The sequence below is a fragment of the Sphingomonas fuzhouensis genome, from assembly GCF_034659795.1.
GTDB classification, from domain to species: Bacteria; Pseudomonadota; Alphaproteobacteria; order Sphingomonadales; family Sphingomonadaceae; genus Sphingomonas; species Sphingomonas fuzhouensis.
Window position 1 is genome coordinate 79,481 of record NZ_JAXSQY010000010.1, and the last position, 17,051, is coordinate 96,531.

General features: G+C 66.3%; 11 protein-coding genes. 2 read left to right on the forward strand and 9 right to left on the reverse strand.

Going from position 1 to position 17,051, the window contains the following annotated elements; genetic code table 11:
- Positions 1-45: 45 nt before the first annotated feature.
- Positions 46-1,593: a glycoside hydrolase family 43 protein gene (locus tag U1H82_RS17335; protein WP_322966223.1), complete on the reverse strand. Its 1,548-nt coding sequence runs from the start codon at positions 1,591-1,593 to the stop codon at positions 46-48.
- Positions 1,594-2,019: 426 nt separating this feature from the next.
- Positions 2,020-3,828, reverse strand: coding sequence for a DUF885 domain-containing protein (locus U1H82_RS17340; RefSeq protein WP_322966224.1), 1,809 nt, complete (start codon positions 3,826-3,828; stop codon positions 2,020-2,022).
- Between the two features lie 159 nt (positions 3,829-3,987).
- Here U1H82_RS17340 and U1H82_RS17345 point away from each other — a divergent pair, with 159 nt between their 5' ends.
- A complete protein-coding gene (locus tag U1H82_RS17345; RefSeq protein WP_322966225.1) occupies positions 3,988-5,211 on the forward strand; it encodes a histidine-type phosphatase in 1,224 nt (407 codons plus the stop codon).
- 43 nt (positions 5,212-5,254) lie between these two features.
- On the opposite strand, the gene U1H82_RS17350 is transcribed toward U1H82_RS17345, so the two are convergent.
- From U1H82_RS17350 to U1H82_RS17380, 7 genes are all read right to left on the reverse strand, one after another.
- Positions 5,255-7,681, reverse strand: a complete 2,427-nt coding sequence (locus U1H82_RS17350) for a TonB-dependent receptor plug domain-containing protein (protein ID WP_322966227.1) — start codon at positions 7,679-7,681, stop codon at positions 5,255-5,257.
- A 266-nt stretch (positions 7,682-7,947) separates the two neighbouring features.
- Positions 7,948-9,993 (reverse strand): M13 family metallopeptidase, encoded by a 2,046-nt coding sequence (locus U1H82_RS17355; protein WP_322966228.1) that lies wholly within the window; start codon positions 9,991-9,993, stop codon positions 7,948-7,950.
- 106 nt (positions 9,994-10,099) lie between these two features.
- Complete coding sequence (locus U1H82_RS17360; RefSeq protein ID WP_322966229.1) at positions 10,100-10,732, reverse strand: pyridoxamine 5'-phosphate oxidase family protein; 633 nt, start codon at positions 10,730-10,732, stop codon at positions 10,100-10,102.
- Positions 10,733-10,791: 59 nt separating this feature from the next.
- Positions 10,792-11,784: an SDR family oxidoreductase gene (locus tag U1H82_RS17365; RefSeq protein WP_322966230.1), complete on the reverse strand. Its 993-nt coding sequence runs from the start codon at positions 11,782-11,784 to the stop codon at positions 10,792-10,794.
- 24 nt (positions 11,785-11,808) lie between these two features.
- The gene (locus U1H82_RS17370) at positions 11,809-12,243 is read right to left on the reverse strand and encodes a pyridoxamine 5'-phosphate oxidase family protein (protein ID WP_322966231.1); all 435 of its coding nucleotides are present in this window, start codon (positions 12,241-12,243) and stop codon (positions 11,809-11,811) included.
- A 193-nt stretch (positions 12,244-12,436) separates the two neighbouring features.
- Positions 12,437-14,875, reverse strand: a complete 2,439-nt coding sequence (locus U1H82_RS17375) for a S9 family peptidase (protein ID WP_322966232.1) — start codon at positions 14,873-14,875, stop codon at positions 12,437-12,439.
- Positions 14,876-15,032: 157 nt separating this feature from the next.
- Entirely contained in the window at positions 15,033-15,425 is a 393-nt protein-coding gene (locus U1H82_RS17380) for a nuclear transport factor 2 family protein (protein WP_322966233.1), read from the reverse strand.
- Between the two features lie 389 nt (positions 15,426-15,814).
- Here U1H82_RS17380 and U1H82_RS17385 point away from each other — a divergent pair.
- Positions 15,815-17,022 (forward strand): IS3 family transposase gene (locus U1H82_RS17385; RefSeq protein ID WP_322962882.1). Its coding sequence is split into 2 segments (ribosomal slippage): positions 15,815-16,139 and positions 16,139-17,022, totalling 1,209 coding nucleotides; the frame shifts between segments, so codons are not numbered across the junction.
- Positions 17,023-17,051 lie beyond the last annotated feature (29 nt).

The following is a 17,051-nucleotide window of genomic DNA, read 5'->3' on the forward strand; positions in this document are numbered from 1 at the left end:
TGATGACGTCCTGGTCGATCGTCCGGCAGGGGTGCCGAAGCGGCTTCAGGCATTTTGCGATGCGATCCGGTATCGGAAGTCCGAGACGTCGACATGGCCGCGCATCTCGTTGTCATGATAGGTGAACAGACCGACCCGATCGCCGCGATAGTCGCGCCATTGCAGGTCATAGGTCCCGCCGAAGCGCTGGAACCGGCCATGACCGTCGTCATGTTCGAAGATCGCGCGCCCGTCATTGCCCCAACGTGTCGCCAGACGGATCAGCGGGGTGGCGATCACGGGGCCGTCCTCCACGACCTCCCCCCGCGCACAGCACAATATCCTCCGGCCCGCCAGTTGGCGCACCCCGATCCACGCGCCATCGGCCGAGAGATGGCACAGACCCGCTGTCTGGCCATCGACCATGCCGGTCAGGTCGAGCAGGACGGCGGCGCGATTGTCGGCCGTCCGCCACGATCGCTGGCTCAGCATATTGCCGACCCCGCGCAGCCCCTTGAACGCAGGCGGAAAGGCCTTGAGCCGCAGCCAGCCGGGGCGTTCCTTCAGGCTGAAGGCATCATGCCGGGGGGCATGGTTCCACTCCCAGATCGGCTTGATCCCGCCGGAGAAATCATCCGACAGATCGGGCAGCGGCGGCCGCTTCGACGGGTTGGGCTTGCGCGAGTCCCAGACCATGTTGCCGATCCCGTCTGGCCCCGGTCGTCCGATGATCGGCCAGCCGTTCCGCCAGGTCACGGGCAGCAGGCACATGGCGCGCCCCTCCCAGTCGCCATGCCCCTGATGGGTCAGGAACCACCAGTCGCCGCCAGGCGCCTGAAGCAGTGCGCCCTGGTTCGGTTCCCGGTCGACCGGCGCGTCGACATGGCCCAGCTGCACCGCGACCGCATCGGCCAGCCCCGGCAGGCTGGTCGCACGCTTCATCATCGGCACCCGCCCCTCGGGCCGGACCTCGCTGAAATAATGATAATAGAGTTTGCCGAATCTGTAGAGCTTGCTCGCTTCGGAGCCCTGTGAGTTCTGGATCGGAATGCCCGATGCCACGTCCAGATGCATTCCGTCCGGGCTCATTCGGTAGAGAGTAATGACATAATGTTTGCCGGTGACCGGATCAGCGCCGAACCGGGTCATCGCCAACCAGGCGCTGCCATCCGTGTCCCAGAAGGGGCAGGGGTCGTCATGCCCCTGTTCGCGCAGCAGCGAGCGGGGCGGCGTCCAGGGGCCCTCCGCCCGCTCGCTGGTCGTGACGTAGAGGCCGCTGACCGGCGATGCGAAATAGATATAGAAGCGTCCCGCATGATGGCGGATCGCCCCGGCCCACATGCCGCGGCCATACCCGGCCATCTTGCGCCAGGTGAGCGAATCCTCGCCCAGTTCCGCCAGATCGGAGACGGCATGGCCGATCGTCGTCCAGTTCACCATGTCGGTGGAGCGCAGGATGACCATCGCCGGGCTGGTGTGCAGCGTCGAGCTGATCGCGTAATAGGTGTCGCCGACGCGGATCGCGTCGAGGTCGGAATAGTCGGCCGGGATGATCGGGTTGACGAACCGCCCATCGCCCTGATCCCCCCAGCGCGGCAAGGGAGAGGCGGTCATGGGCCCCGCCAGCGTGGCTTTCGCCGGACAAAACGCGATCCCACCCAGGCTCAACGAGCCCAGCAAGACCGTCCGCCGATCCGCGTTTCCCTCCATCATCGCCTTCGCGTGCATATTGCATTTGTGAAAGCGCGCTGTGGCCAATGCAATATGAAAATGCCGACGGTGCGGAGAAAGCGCATTTGCGTCGATCCGCTTTGTGCAAGTGATTGGAATCAATGATGGCCCGTTCCCCATCGGCGTGCCGGGCTTCGATCCGATACATCCCCACAGCCTCGGCGTGAGCGTGCGACACGGCCGAATCGCCGGATGCCTTGCTTCCTGAAGGGGCATCCGCGACCCTCCGGCACCGACATTGCTCGCGCTGCCGATGGCCTGGATCTGGACAAGGCGAAGCGGGCGCTGTTCGGCGAGGACTGACCCGGCTCAGCGGGCCCCGTCGATATAGCGGGTCACATTTTCCGCCAGCACGTTCAGCGGCACGTTGCCGCCATCGACCACCGCCTGGTCGAAGTCGCGCAGGTCATAGCGGGGCCCGAGCGCCTTTTGCGCGCGGGTGCGCTGGGCGACGATCTCGGCCCGCCCGACCTCATAGCCGCAGGCCTGGCCCGGCCACGCGCAATAGCGGTCCACCTCGCTCTCGGCATTGCTGCGCGGCAGGCCGGTGGCGGCGATGAACGTGGTCAGCGCCTGATCGCGGGACCAGCCGATCGCATGGATACCGGTATCGACGATCAACCGCACCGCACGCCATGCCAGCCCCATCAGATAGCCGAGGCGCCCGGCGGGATCGTCCCGGTACATGCCCAGCTCGTCGGCCAGCTGTTCGGAATAGAGCGCCCAGCCTTCGGAATAGGCGTTGAACGCCAGTATGGATCGGATCAGCGGCAGCTTCTGCGCATATTCGCCCTGCCAGACATGGCCCGGAATGCCCTCATGATAGACGAGGTCGGGGATGGTGACGCGGTTGTGGATCGACGGATCGCCCAGGTTCACCCAGACCTTGCCCGGCACACTGCCGTCGATCGTACCGGGGCCGCCATAAGCGGCGGGCGCACCCGGTTCCTGCGCCAGCGGCATCCGTCGGATTTCGAGATGTCCACGCGCCAGACGTCGAAAGGCATCGGGCAGGCGCGGACGGATCGCATCGATCCGACCCTGCATATAGGCGATGATCTGCCGCCGCCCTTCGTCACCATCGGGAAAGCCGATGCCGGGCCGCTTCTGATACGCGATGGCGCGCTCGGCGACGCTGCCCTGGGTCAGTCCTTCCTTGCGCAGGATCACGTCCATCTGCGCCTGAAGATCGGCGAGGCGGGCCTTGCCCATGGCGTGGAGATCGGCGGCGCTGCGCCGCGTCGTGGTCCCGGCGCGCAGGCCCCAGGCATACCATTCGGGGCCGTGCGGGCGGACGTTGAGGCCCGGTGCCGCCACGGCCACCGCACGTTCGGCGCGCAGCTCGGCCAGCTGCCGCTCCAAGGCGGGCACGATCGCCGCGCGCACGATCCGCGCGGCCCGGTTGGTCCAGTCGCCGGGGATCGCCGCCGTCTTGCGCGCGAGCGGACCGATCAGCGGGCCGTCCGCCTTTGCCGCCTCGGCGATGGTGCCGGTCATGCCCTTGATCGTCTTGTCGAGCAGGAAGGATGGCGGCACCAGCCCCTGTTCGCGGGCCTGGCGGATACGCAGCGTCTCGCCGTCCAGTTGCGCGGGCATGGCGGCGAGGCGGGCGAGATAGGCCTCGGCATCGGCCGAGTCGCGAACCGGCTGGTCGCCATCCAGCATCTGCGGCACGTCGAGCCATGCGCCGACATTCTGGATGACCGCATAGGGGGTGTTGCGCCAGTCGCCGATCGTCGCCACGCCATAAGGCAGCGCCATGCCGTCGAGCGCGGTCTGGAACGCGCTCTGGACGACCGCCAGGCTGGTCAGCGTCGAGGGATCGAGCCCGGCGCGTGGTATCTGCGCGACCTGTTTCAAACCATCGGTCAGAAAGCGCTGTCGCGCTGCGATGCCGGTGGGCGAGCGATCCTCCAGCCTGCGCCGCAGATCGGCATGGACGCCCGTATCGACGCCCAGCGTCGTCGCCCGCTCGGGCACGAGTTCGAGCAACTGCCAGGCGAGCCGATCGAGCAGCGCGCCTGCGTCAGTGGCAGGTACGGCACCCCGAACCGAAGCGGCGGCCGAAAGCGCGGTAAAACCCGCCAGCGTTTCACGGCGGGAAAAGAGACTGGTCATGGTGAGAGGATGACCGCCGGGCCGCCTGAGGTCAAATGGCGGATGCGTCCGGCACGGAATTGTAACATAAGGTTCATCATGGTGTCGCGCATCTGTCGTGTCGCAGCCCTACCGCCGACACCAGGGGCGGTCGTGACCGCGAACGGGGTCGGGGATTTTATGAAGCGTTTTGCGCGACTTGTAGGTGTATCGGCATTTGGCCTGTTGCTGGCAGGCGCGGCGAGCGCGCAGGAGCCTGCCACACCGCCGGGGCTGAAGCTGGACCGGGTCGTACTGCTCATGCGTCACGGCGTCCGGCCGCCCACCAAGTCGCCCCCCATGCCCGCGGGCACCAGCAACCAGAGCTGGCCGAGCTGGCCGGTCGAGCCCGGCTATCTGACCCCACATGGGCGGGCCGGTGTGGAGCGGCTGGGTGCTTATGACCGCAGCGTCTGGACGGCGGCGGGCCTGCTGCCGCGCGCGGGCTGCGCCGATGTACGGATCGTTGCCGACAGCGACGAACGGACGATCCGCACGGCCGAGGCCTATGCCGAAAGCCTCGCGCCCGGCTGTCCCGTCGCGATCGATCACAAGCCGCAGGACGTGCCCGATCCGATCTTCTCGCCGATCGAGGAGGGGCGGGTGCCCTTCGACGCGGCGCAGGCGCGCGCCGCCGTATTGGCGGGGGCCGGGGGTGAGGCGGGTATTGCGGCACTTGAAAAGCGACTCGCGCCCGAACTGGCGCGGCTGGATGCAATCCTCTGTGCACCGATCTCGCCAGGCTGCGGCGTGAACCGCAAGCCATCTGGGCTCGCGCCGGTCAAACCGAACAAGCGCCCAAAGCTGACTGGCGCGCTCGACCGGGCGTCGACGGCCGCGCAAATCCTGCTGCTCGAATATGCCGAGGGCAAGCCGATGGAAGAGGTCGGCTGGGGCCGCGCGACGCCCGTCGATATCGAACGGCTGGGCGTCTTCCATGCCGAGGAGTTCCGCCTGCTCGCCCGGCCGCGTTATGTCGCCAAGGCCAATATGGCGGGGATCACGCCGGTCATCATTGAGGGGCTGAGCGCGGGCAAGGGGCCGGTCGTCACGATGATCTCCGGCCACGACACCAATATCGCCAATCTGGGCGGGCTGCTCGATCTGCACTGGAAGGTGCCGGGGCTGGCGGCGGACGATCCCGCGCCGGGTGGTGCGATCGTGCTGGAACGGCTGGTCGATGCGCGGGGCCAGGCCTATGTCCGTGCGCTCTACCGCGCGCAGACGGTCGAGCAGATTCGCAAGCTGGCCGATCCGGCGGCCGAGGCGCCTTATATCGCAGTGCTGCCGATCGCGGGCTGCCAGGCGCGCGGTATCGTCGGGTTGTGCACGATGAAGGCGTTCGAAGCGCAGCTGACCCGCTGAAACCATTCCTCCCCAAGCTTGCTTGGGGAGGAATGCGCTTCCCTTACCAGGTCAGGTTCAGACGGCCGTACAGCTGCCGCCCGTTGAAACCGAAGGGCGAGTAATAAGGGAAGGCCGTCACGCCGTTATTGTTGAGCGCGGCGGGCGTCGTGCGCGGATAGACATCGAACAGGTTCGACGCGCCGAGCGCCAGCGTGACATTGTCGTTGAAGCGATAGCGACCCTCCAGGTCGATGATCGTCCGCGCACCGGTATGGAGGTCGTTGGCGGCTACCGAGCCGGGTTGCAGCACATCGCCATAATGCACCGCGCGCAGTGTCGCGCCCAGCGCCTGCCGGGTCCAGTCGACCGAGCCCACGATCTTGTTACGCGGCGTGCCCTGTTCGATGGTTAGGATACGGTTGCGCGCGAACAGGCTGGGCGCGGGGTTCAGCGAGGCGGTCGAGGTCGGCACCCGGTCGACCGAAATGTCGTTGATGTTTGCCGCCGCGCTCAGGTTGAAATTGCCGAGCGTCTCGTTGCGCCAGGTATAGGCCGCGACGATATCCAGCCCCTTGGTGGTGGTCTGAACGCCGTTGATGAAGAAGCGCGCGGCCTGCACCCCGAACGGCGACAGCAGGGCTGCGACCTGCGGGCTGGCCGAGGATTGGATATTCTCCGACAGCACGATCTGGTTGCGGATGCGGATGCGATAGCCGTCGACGGTCAGGCTGAACCCGCCGAAGCGCACGACCGTCCCCAGCGAATAGTTGCGCGACTTCTCCGGCTCCAGCGGCAGCGCGCCCAGCGTCCGGGCCAGGTTGCTGCTGACCGGATAGAGGCCGGTTTCCAAAATCTGGCCGTTGGTCACCAGCGTCTGGGTCGAGGTATAATATTGCTGCTGCAGCGACGGCGCACGGAAGCCCGTCGATACCGTGCCACGGAAGGCCAGCCAGGGCGCGACGTCATAGCGTGCCGAAAGCTTGGCCGTTGCCGTATCGCCGAAGTCCGAATAGCTCTCGCCGCGCACCGCCGCGCCCAGGGTCAGGCGATCCCACAGCTTGGCCTCGACATCCAGATACAGGCTGCCATTGCTGCGATGCGCATCGACCTGGTTCTCGGGCCGGAAGCCGACAAAACCCTGCGCACCCGAGGCCAGGTTGGCGGCCGAGCCCGGCGCACGGTTGTAGCTTTCTGGCTGGCCCGCATCGATCTTGAAGCCCTCGCGGCGATATTCGGCACCCGCCGCGACGTTGAAGACCGCCGCGCCCAGCGTGTATTCGCGCGACAGGTCCAGCCCGGTGACGAGCTGGTCATAGGTCAGACGACCGTCATCGAAGTCGCGCAGCGTCGCATTGCCATAGGTCGAATTGGCCGAGTTCAGCGTCGCGAAGTCGATCGTGTTGCGGCCATAGCTGACGGTCAGGTCGGCGTTCCACTCGCCGATCGTACCGCGCACGCCGCCGGTCGCGTTATAGTCGCGTGAGGTGGTGCCGATCAGCGGCAGGAAGCCGTCCGGATACAGGCCGCGCACCGCCTCGGCATTGACGTTGTTCGCGCCCGCGACACGCGGGAAGGCCGCGCTTTCGCTGTCGCGCTGCTGGAAGCCGCCATTGGCATAGGCGGTCCAGCCGCTATCGCCGAGCGGGAGTGCGGCGTTGAGATAGACGGTGCCCTGCTCGATCTGCGGATCGCCGAAGCGGGCCCGGATACGTTGCGGGGCTGGGCCGCGCGGATCGATATCGGCGCGGTTGGTGGGCTGGCGCGCGACATATTCGCCCGACAGGGTCAGGAAGCCCTCGGACCCCAGGCCGAAGCCCTTCCAGCCGCTGATCGTCACGGACTCGCCGTCGCGGACGGAACGCGAGGTGCGCGCGGCGTCATAATGGGTGGCAAAGGTGCCGAAGGTGACGTTCGCGCCGCCGCCCGAGCGGGCTTCGCGCAGCCGCAGATTGACCACGCCCGCAATCGCGTCCGAGCCATATTGTGCCGAGGCGCCGTCGCGCAGCACTTCCACCCGGTCGAGCGCGACCGTCGGAATGGTGTTCAGGTCGACCGCCGCCGATCCGCGCCCGATCGAGCCGTTGATGTTGAGCAGGGCCGAGGTATGCGCGCGGGTGCCGTTGATGAGGACCAGCGTCTGGTCGGGCGACAGGCCGCGCAACGTGGCGGGGCGGATCGCATCGGTGCCGTCGACCGCCGCCTGGCGCGGAAAGTCGATCGAAGGGGCGACCGTCGACAGTGCCTGGGCGAGTTCGGTCGTGCCTTGCGCGCGCAGGGCGTTGCCGCTCAGCACGTCGATCGGCGAGACGGAATCGAGGCGGCTGCGCCCTTGTACGCGGGTGCCGGTGACGACGATGTCGTTCTGGGCGGGGGCAACGGTGGCGGGCTCGGCCTCCGTCCGGGTGGTATTCTGGGCCAGTGCCGGTGCCGCCAGCATTGGCGTCAGCAGCATGGTGCCGCCAAGCAGCATGGATCGCGCGGTGCGCATAGGATCATTCCCCCTGTTATTATCGATGACTGGGCTTTGTTGATCCTATCTCTACACTGCGGATGGGAATTGGGGGGCAAGGCTTCCTTGGGGGGCGATAAGGTTGGCTTGGCGGTGACGAATGGCGTTCGCCGCCCACCCCTTCCTCCCAGCAAGGGGAGGGGGACCAGCGAAGCTGACGGAGGGGTGTCACCGCTATCGAGAGGGTGACACCCCTCCGTCAGGGCTTCGCCCTGCCACCTCCCCTTGCAGGGGAGGAATGGACGTTACCAGATGTGGACGCGCTGTTCCGGCGTCAGGTACAGCGTCTGGCCCGGTTGGACCTTGAACGGGCCATACCAGGCATCGAGGTTGCGGACGGTCAGGACGCGCCAGGGGGCGGGGGCATGGACATCGGTCGCGATCCGCGCCCGCAACGCCTTTTCGCGCATCTTGCTCCGCCAGCTCTGCGCGAAGGCCAGGAAGAAACGCTGGTCGCCGGTCAGGCCGTCGATCACCGGTGCGGGCTTGCCGCCCAGCGAGGCCTTGTACGCTTCATAAGAGGCGGTCAGCCCAGCGACGTCGGCGATATTCTCGCCCAGTTCCTGCTCGCCGTTGAGGTGAAGGCCGGGCAGCGCCTGATAGGCGTTATATTGTGCGACCAGCGCCTGACCGGCGGCCTCGAAGCGCTTCAGGTCGGACGGCGTCCACCAATTGTGCAGCCGCCCGGTGGAATCGAAATCGGCGCCCAGATTGTCGAAGCTGTGGCTGATCTCATGCCCGATCACCGATCCGATCGCGCCGTAATTGGCCGCCGCGTCGAATTTGGGATCGAAATAGGGGCTTTCCAGGATCGCGGCCGGGAAGTTGAGCGCGTTCTGGAGCGGCAGGTTGACCGCGTTCACCGTTTGCGGCGTCATCCACCATTCACCGCGATCGACCGGCTTGCCCAGCTTGCCGACATGATAGCGGTAGAGGGCGAGCCTGGCGCGCTGGGCATTGCCGACGGGATCGTCGGCGCTGACCGCGAACTTCGGATAGTTCCACCAATGGTCGGGATAGCCGACGCCGACCTTCAGCACCGCCAGCTTGGCGCGCGCCTCCTTCTTGGTTGCGGGCGCCATCCAGTCGAGCGCGGCGATGCGATGGTCGAAGGCGGCGACGATGTTCTTCACCATCTTCTGGATTTCGACCTTGGACGAGGCCGGAAAATAGCGCGCGGCATAGATTTTGCCGACCGCTTCGCCCAGCGCGCCGTTGACGGCGGCGATGCCCCGCTTCTCGCGCGGCTGCTGCGCGGGCGTGCCGTTCAGCGTGCGACCGTAAAAGCCGAAGGACGCGTCGTCGATCGCCTTGGGCAGTACGCTGGTCACCTGGTTGATGGTGTGGAAGGCCAGCCAGTCCTGCCAGCTTTGCAGCGGCTCGCTGGCAACCAGCGCCGACAGCTTGGTGATCGCCTGGGGTTGCCAGGCGATGAAGTTCTGCTGGGCAGCGGGCACGCCCGCCGCATTCCAGAAGGCGTTCCAGTCGATCCCCGGCGCGCGGGTCGCGAAATCGGCGCGGGTCCAGGGATTGTCGCCCTTATGCGCGTCCTGGCTGGCGATGATATCGGTCTGCGCGGCGGCGATCTTCATCTCCAGCGCGAAGACGCGGTCGGCGCGTGCCTGCGCATCGGACAGTCCGGCCAACTGCATCAACTGGGCCAGATAGGCGCGGTAGGCGGTGCGGATTTCCGCCATCTCGGGCTTGTCCGACAGATAGTAATCCCGGTCGGGCAGGCCCAGACCGCCCTGCATCAGATAGGGCACGTTGCGGGTCGGGTGGTTCAGATCCTGGCTGACGAACAGGCCGAACAGGTCGTTGGTGCTGGCGTAGTTATTGTTGTTGAACGGGTCGGTGTCGGAGCGCATCGCCGCCCCGATCGCACGCGACAGGTCGCTTTTGTCCTTGATCGCGGCGATCGCGGCCAGATCGCCCTGGATCGGCTTCAACCCACGCGCCTCGATACCGGCGGTATTGGTATAGGCGGCGTAATAGTCGGCGATCCGTTGCTCGTCGCTGCCGGGCGCGCCCTTGGCCGATGCCGCGCCCTTGATGATGGCGGCGGTCCGCGCCTCGGCCCGCAGCGACACGTCGAGGCCGACGCCGATCGACGAACGGTCGGCGGGGATCTGCGCGGTCTTCAGCCATGCGCCATTGGCATAGTCGTAGAAATTGTCGCCGGGTTTGACGCTGTCATCCATCAGCGCCTTGTCGACACCGGGAAGCAAGCCCGTCTGGGCAATCGCGGCGGATGAGGCGAGGAGGGCAAGGACGAGGGCAAAACGGTTCATGAGCATCCTGCAATCGGGAGTTATGCGCGGATGGAGCACCCGTTGCCCGTGCCAAGTCAAGGATCATAACATGAACTTGTCGTCATGATCGCCGGTGCGGGCGTCCTCAGTACAGCGTGTCGGCCAGCCGCTTCGGCAGTGCCCGGTCATAGGCGTCGCCGTCGATCTCGGCGGTCGACAGGGTGCGCAACATGGTGCCTGCGCTGGGCAGGGTTTCGCGGGCGACCTGGCTGTCGGGCTTCCACAATCCGGCCCGGATCACCGCCCGGCTGCATTGAAAGAATACGCTCGCGACGCTGATCCGCAGGACCGACTTCGGCAATTGACCGGCCATGGCGAAGCGGGCCAGCAGTTCGGGCCCGGCGAGGATGTCGGCGGTGCCGTTGACCCGCAGCGTCTCACCGATGCCGGGGATCAGGAACAGCAGCGCGACGCGCGGATCGGCGATAATGTTGCGCAGGCTGTCGATCCGGTTGTTGCCGCGCCGATCGGGCAGGAGCAGGGTCCTGTCATCCTCGATATGGACGAAGCCCGCCGGATCGCCGCGCGGTGTCGCATCCAGTCCCGCCGCGCCTGCGGTCGCGAGCACGGCAAAGGGCGAAGCCTCGATAAACGGCCGATAGACCGGGTGGATATGGTCCGCGACCTTGACGATCGAGGGCGGGGAGACCGGACCATATAGCGCCTCCAGGGCCGCGATCGTCGTGATCGGCGCGTCGTGCCGCGTATCCTGGCTCATGTCCGTCCCTCCGTCCCGCCGCCATTGGTGACGGGGAAGGGAGGGAAAGGCAATCGGGCTTATGGAAAGCCCTTGCCGCCATGCGCGCCGACGGCGGTGCCGGTGGAGAAGGTCGCCTCGCCGGATGCCAGCGCGACATAGAGCGAGGCGAGTTCGGCGGGCTGGCCCGCCCGCCCCAGCGATGTGTCCTGGCCGAATTCGTGCATCTTGCCCGGCAACTGTCCGCCCGCGACCTGAAGCGGGGTCCAGATCGGGCCGGGCGACACGGCGTTGACGCGGATACCCTTCTTGGCCAGCTGCTTGGCCATCCCTCGTGTCAGGTTCTGGATCGCCGCCTTGGTCGAGGCATAGTCGATCAGGTCCTCGCCCGGATCATAGCTGTTCTGCGAGATGGTGTTGATGATGACCGATCCGGGCGGCATCGACGGGATCGCGGCCTTGGAAAAGCGGAAGACGTGGAAGACGTTCGTCTCATAGGTGCGAACGAACTGCTCGTCGCTGATCTCCGAGATATCGGCCTTGGACTGCTGATAGGCGGCATTGTTGACCAGCAGGTCGAGTCCGCCGAGCTGCGCGATCGCCTTGCGCACCACTTCTTCGCAGGCTTTTTGGGTACGGATGTCGGCGGGCAGCAGCACCGCCTTGCGGCCCGCCTGGCGGATCAGGTCGGCGACCTCACGCGCGTCGGACTCTTCGCTGGGGTGATAGTTGATCGCGACATCGGCCCCTTCGCGGGCAAAGGCGATGGCGGCGGCGCGGCCGATGCCGCTGTCACCGCCGGTCAACAGCGCCTTGCGCCCCGTGAGCTTGCCCGATCCGCGATAGCTGGTTTCGCCATGATCGGGCCGCGGGGTCATCTTGCTGGCCAGTGCGGGCCAGGGCTGGCGCTGTTCGGGGAAGGGCGTGCGGGTATAGGCGTTGCGCGGATCGCGCAGGCTCGGCACGCCGCCGCCGGTCGATTGCGCCAGCGCTGCACCCGGAGCAGCGGTCGCCGCCAGCCCCAGCGCCGCGCCGCCCAGGACGCCGCGCCGCGAGGTTTCGATATCGCTCATGATGATATCCTTCAAAACGGGGGATCAGGCGGCGATCTCGCCCTCGTCATTGCCGTCCCAATAGCGGATGCGATCGGCATGGACCTGGATCATCACCACGCCGGGCGTGTCGATGCCGTCGGGGAAATAGCGGTCGAGGTCCTTGGTCCAGTGCGCCTCGAACTGCGCGCGATCCTCGATCAGCGAGGCGCGACCCTCGATCGCAACGAACAGGGGCGGGCCGCCCAGCATCCCGACCGCGCCGGTATAGCTCAACCCGACTTGCGGCTGCGTGCGGATGTCGGCAATCTTGCGGGACTGGGCATAGGCAAAGAAATAGCTGTCGCCGTCATAGTCGACATCGCCATTATTGCTCATCGGGCGCGCGGTCACCACGCCCGAGGTGTTTTGGGTCGCCAGCATCGCAAAATCGAGCTTGGCCATCTTCTTTGCCAGTTCCGGCAGCGTCATCGTCGCCATGCGATCAGTCTCCCGGCAATATCGCGGCGATGGCGGAAGGCCAAATACCTGAAATTGCGCCGGAAGGTAACGGGCGAGATCGCATAGGGTTCATCGCATCGGGAACCGTGCGACGACCGTGCCGTTGCCGCGGTCAGCGTCGGGATCAGCCTGGCGATCCACCACGCCTAAGGCCGATCCCGTTCTGCGGCGATCAGGAGCCGGCGGCGACCGGCGGCGTGGTATCGGCCTTCGGCTTGACATAGCGGTCCAGCCAGTCGGTCATCTGCCACAGCGTTTCTTCGGTGGATTCCAGCGCGCGATAGCCATGGGGTTCGTTGGGCAGCACGACATACCGCACCGTCGCGCCATTGCCCTTCAGCGCGGCATACATCCGCTCCGACTGGATGGGGAAGGTGCCGCTATTGTCGTCCGCACCGCCATGGATCAGCAGGATCGGTGCCTTGATCCGGTCGGCATAGGTGAAGGGGCTCATCCGCGTATAGGTGTCGGTCGCCTGCCAATAGGTGCGCTGTTCGGCCTGGAACCCGAACGGAGTCAGCGTGCGGTTATAGGCACCCGACCGGGCGATCCCGGCGCGGAACAGCTTGGTATGCGCCAGCAGATTGGCCGTCATGAACGCGCCATAGCTGTGCCCGCCCACCGCCATGCGGCCGCGGTCCGCGACCCCAAGCTTCACGACCGCGTCGACGGCGGCCTGGGCATCGGCCTGTAGTTGCTGGACATAGGTGTCGTTGGCCTCCGCCCCGCCTTCGCCGATGATCGGCATCGCCGGGTTGTCGAGGATTGCATAGCCCTGGGTCAGCAGGAACAAATGGCTGATCCCGCGCGGTCGGACGAAGCGGTTGCCCTGGTCGACCGTCTGGCCCGCGACCTTGGCATCGGTATATTCGGCCGGGTACGCCCAGAGCAGGGTCGGCAGCGGCCCGTCGCGCTTGGGATCATAGCCAGCCGGTAGGTAAAGCGATCCCGATAGCGGCAGGCCGTCGGCGCGCTTATAGGTGATCGTCCGCTGCGTCACACCCGCAAAGACGGGCGCCGGGTCGGCGAAGCGGGTGACGGGCTTGGCGCTGCCGCCCTTCACGCTGCGGATCATGTAATTGGGGGGCAGGGTGGCGCTTTCGCGGCGGGTCAGGATGCGGTTTGCCTTGTCGTCCAGCATCGCGACGACGGTTTCGTAATAGGGCGCCTTGGCCGCCCATAGCCGTGTCTGCGCCGCCCCCGATAGCGGCATGGTGGCGAGGAAGGGAAAGGCCCCCGCCTTGGTCGCGCCTTCGCCGGTGACATAGATGGCATCATGCGTGGGCGTGAAGCGCATCACTGGCTTGCCCGCCGCATTCTCCTCCATCACCGGACGGCCGGGGTCGCCATATTGATCCTGGTAGTTGCGGGTCAGCAGGGGCCGGGCCTCCCCCGGACGGCCTGGCGCGACCGCCCAGCGATGCTCGGTCCGCGAACGCCATTCACGGTCGATGACCATGGCGAAACCGTCATCGCCCCAGAAGGTCGTCGCATAGCGGGCGGGCGTCCGGGCCAGTTCGACCGGCGCAGCGTCGAAGGGCGCGGGCTGCATCATGACCTTGTCGTGGAAGGCGATTTTGGCGCGCGGATTGCCGCCGTCCAGCGCCTCGGCCCAGACCAGGGTGGCGGGCGCGTCTGCCCGCCACTCCGCCTCGCGCGGGCCCTTGACGGTCGCATCGAAATCGACCGGCAGGTCGTCCGCCAGCGGCCGGTCGACCAGCGTCTTCACCGGCTGTCCCGTCATCGTCGACACCGCGATCTCGGTCGGGAAGAAGCGGGCGGGCAGCAGATAGGAATAGGGGCGCTTCAGCCGCTCGGTCAGCACATAGCGGCCGTCGGGCGACACGCTGAAATCGGTAATCAGGCCCGGCGCGCCGATCGGCGTTGCCGTGCCCGACAGGTCGATCCGGATGAGCTGACCGGTGAAATAATGGTCGAACAGTGCCTCGTCATGCGCATCGCCCAGAAGATCCTCATAGGTTCGTGCGGCCGAGGTGCGGCCCATGCTTTCCTGAACGATCGGGCCCGCAGGCGTCGGATCGGCCGTGGGAGCGGGGCCTCGGTTCGGGACGACGGTATAGGCGATCAGCGCGCGGCTGTCGGGTGTCCAGACGAAGGGCGTGCCGAAGGTGCCGTTCAGCCCATGCGCGACGGCCCGCGCCGTGCCGTCGCGATCGGCGATCCACAGCGCCAGGCCAGCGGGTTCCTGGACGTAGAAGGCCAGATGCGCGCCATCGGGCGACCAGTCGGGCGATGCGAAGCGCGTGCCCTTCGGCAAGCGGACCTCCACCGTCCGGCCGCTCGCCACCTCCTGAAAGCGGAGCGCATTCAGCCATTGCACGCGGACCTCGGCCTGGCCGTTGGTGGCCGGGTCGATGCGATAGCCGCCCAGCCGCAGGATCGGTTTGGACAGATTGGCGATGGAGGGCAGGCTTTCCCGCCCCAGAATGGCCAGCGTGCGATGATCGGGGCTGAGCGCGACCGCCGGGGTCGGGGGTGTTTCCAACGCCTTGGCAATGGCATCGGGCGCATGGTGATAGCCGGTCTCCGGCGTCTGGGCATTCGCCGTGGTGGCGAGCAGAAAGGCAATGAGACAAGCTCCGGCGCGCATTATGAACCCCTTGTTATGGCGTGCAAAAGGGGTGTGCCATGTCTATCCCGCCGATGCCAGAGCCGGTGGCGGGGTGCGTCTCCATACCGCCAAAGCGCAGCGATCATCCGTCACCACGCGACCGGCCCAGCCGATACGGCCTATTCCAGCCAGACCGTTAGTCCGCCGCCAGCGCCCGCTGCACCAGGACGGTGTCGACATATTGGACGAACCGGACGATCCGGCCGTCGCGCAGTGTCCAGGCATGGACGAACGGCGCGCGAAATGCCTTGCCGGTTGCCTTGTACGTGCCGCTGTAATGGCCGAGCGCGATGACATCGTCACCCTCGCTCACATAGCGGTCGGGTATCGCCTGATAGCCGTCCCACTCGGTGGCGAGCGGGATGAAGACGCCGTCGACGATCGCCTGCGGCCCATGGTAGGTTCCGGCATAGGGATAGCCCTCGGCCTCGGTCCAGACGATGTCGGGGGCCATGTTGCCAAGGATGGCGGGCATGTCGCCCGAAGCGAAACCCGCATACAAAGCCTTGATGATGTCGGTGTTGTTCAAGAGAGCCTCCTCCGTTGACATGGACGTCAGATGTCGCTGGGTGGCGTCTGCCTATTCCCGCCAGCGGCCAGCCCGTCGTGGTCCTAACGGTCGGCCGGAGACGGTGTCACTTGGCCATTTGTCCAGCGCGCGGGATAATCATCCAATCATCGTGCGTCCTCATGGCGGCCTGTGCCAGATTGAACGGATATGCCTGTGTGGCGGACGGAATGCCGCATGAACGGTGCCGACGGGGAGCTATGATACGGCCATGACATCGCCTCAATCCAACCCGTATCGGCCCTGGCGGGCCAAGCGCTTCGAGGCGGCGGAGTGAGCTGGCCCCCGTTTTGACCGGACGGATTCAAGCCTAAGAAGGAGGCTTGGGGCTATCCCCTGAGCATAGGCTTATGTCCGTGTCCGAGATCATCACCGACGGCGGTCGGCGTCGTCACTGGGGTTCCACCGAGAAGCTGAGGATCGTTGAGGAAACGCTCGATGGTCGCGAGAGCATATCGGTGGTGGCGCGCCGCAATGGCGTGGCCCCGAACCTGCTGTACCGCTGGCGGCGGCTGATGCTGGAAGGCGGAAGCGTCGCGATCGTCGGCGACGATGACGTAACCAGCAACCGTCAGGTCCGTGAGATGGAAGCCCGCATCCGCGAACTGGAGCGCCAGCTCGGCCGCAAGACGCTGGAGGTCGAGATACTGAAGGAGGCGCTGGAGCGCTCGCGCCCAAAAAAAGCGAGCTTGCTCATGCACTCGCCGCTGCCGGAGACTATCCGGTGAGCCTGGTCGCCAGCACGCTCGGCGTCGGACGCTCGACGGTGTACGACCGCCTGACCGGCAGCACCAAGACGCGCGGGCCATACACGAAGGCCGACGACGCGGACCTGTTGCCCCGCATTCGCCAGATCGCCGCGCAGCGGCCAACATACGGCTACCGCCGCATCGCGGCGGTCCTCAATCGACAGCAGCGCGCCGAAGGACTGGTGCCGGTCAACCACAAACGCGTCTACCGCATCATGGCAGCCAACCGCCTGCTGCTGGCGCGGCGCTATACCGAGCGAACCGATTACGGTCATGACGGCGTCGTGGTGGCGATCCGCTCGAACCTGCGCTGGTGCTCGGACGGGTTCGAGTTCACCTGCTGGAACGGCGAGGTCGTGCGCGGCGCCTTTATCATCGACGCCCACGACCGCGAGATCATCGCCTGGCACGCCGTCACCAATGCCGGCATCAGCGGTTCGGACGTGCGCGACATCATGCTGGAAGCCGTGGAGGCCCGCTTCGGCGGTATGCGCACGGTCGCGCCGGTTGAGATGCTGTCCGATAACGGCTCGGCCTATACCGCCCGCGAAACGCGGACCTTTGCCCGGCAACTCGGGCTCAAACCCTGCTTCACCCCTGTCCGCAGCCCGCAATCCAACGGCATCTCCGAAGCCTTCGTGCATACCCTCAAACGCGATTACGTCCGCGTCTCGTCGCTACCCGATGCACTCACCGCGTTGACATCGCTTGCCGGATGGATCGAAGACTACAACGACAACCACCCTCATTCAGGGCTCAAAATGCGTTCCCCGCGCGAGCATCGCGCAATGGTTTCTGCAACCGCTTGAATCCGTCCGGCCAAACGGGGGCCAGATCA

Excerpts from the sequence above, each read along its gene's own strand:
- U1H82_RS17335 (WP_322966223.1), bottom strand. The coding sequence starts at position 1,593 with ATGACCGCCTCTCCCTTGCCGCGCTGGGGGGATCAGGGCGATGGGCGG.
- U1H82_RS17340 (WP_322966224.1), bottom strand. The coding sequence starts at position 3,828 with ATGACCAGTCTCTTTTCCCGCCGTGAAACGCTGGCGGGTTTTACCGCG.
- U1H82_RS17345 (WP_322966225.1), top strand. The coding sequence starts at position 3,988 with ATGAAGCGTTTTGCGCGACTTGTAGGTGTATCGGCATTTGGCCTGTTG.
- U1H82_RS17350 (WP_322966227.1), bottom strand. The coding sequence starts at position 7,681 with ATGCGCACCGCGCGATCCATGCTGCTTGGCGGCACCATGCTGCTGACG.
- U1H82_RS17355 (WP_322966228.1), bottom strand. The coding sequence starts at position 9,993 with ATGAACCGTTTTGCCCTCGTCCTTGCCCTCCTCGCCTCATCCGCCGCG.
- U1H82_RS17360 (WP_322966229.1), bottom strand. The coding sequence starts at position 10,732 with ATGAGCCAGGATACGCGGCACGACGCGCCGATCACGACGATCGCGGCC.
- U1H82_RS17365 (WP_322966230.1), bottom strand. The coding sequence starts at position 11,784 with ATGAGCGATATCGAAACCTCGCGGCGCGGCGTCCTGGGCGGCGCGGCG.
- U1H82_RS17370 (WP_322966231.1), bottom strand. The coding sequence starts at position 12,243 with ATGGCGACGATGACGCTGCCGGAACTGGCAAAGAAGATGGCCAAGCTC.
- U1H82_RS17375 (WP_322966232.1), bottom strand. The coding sequence starts at position 14,875 with ATGCGCGCCGGAGCTTGTCTCATTGCCTTTCTGCTCGCCACCACGGCG.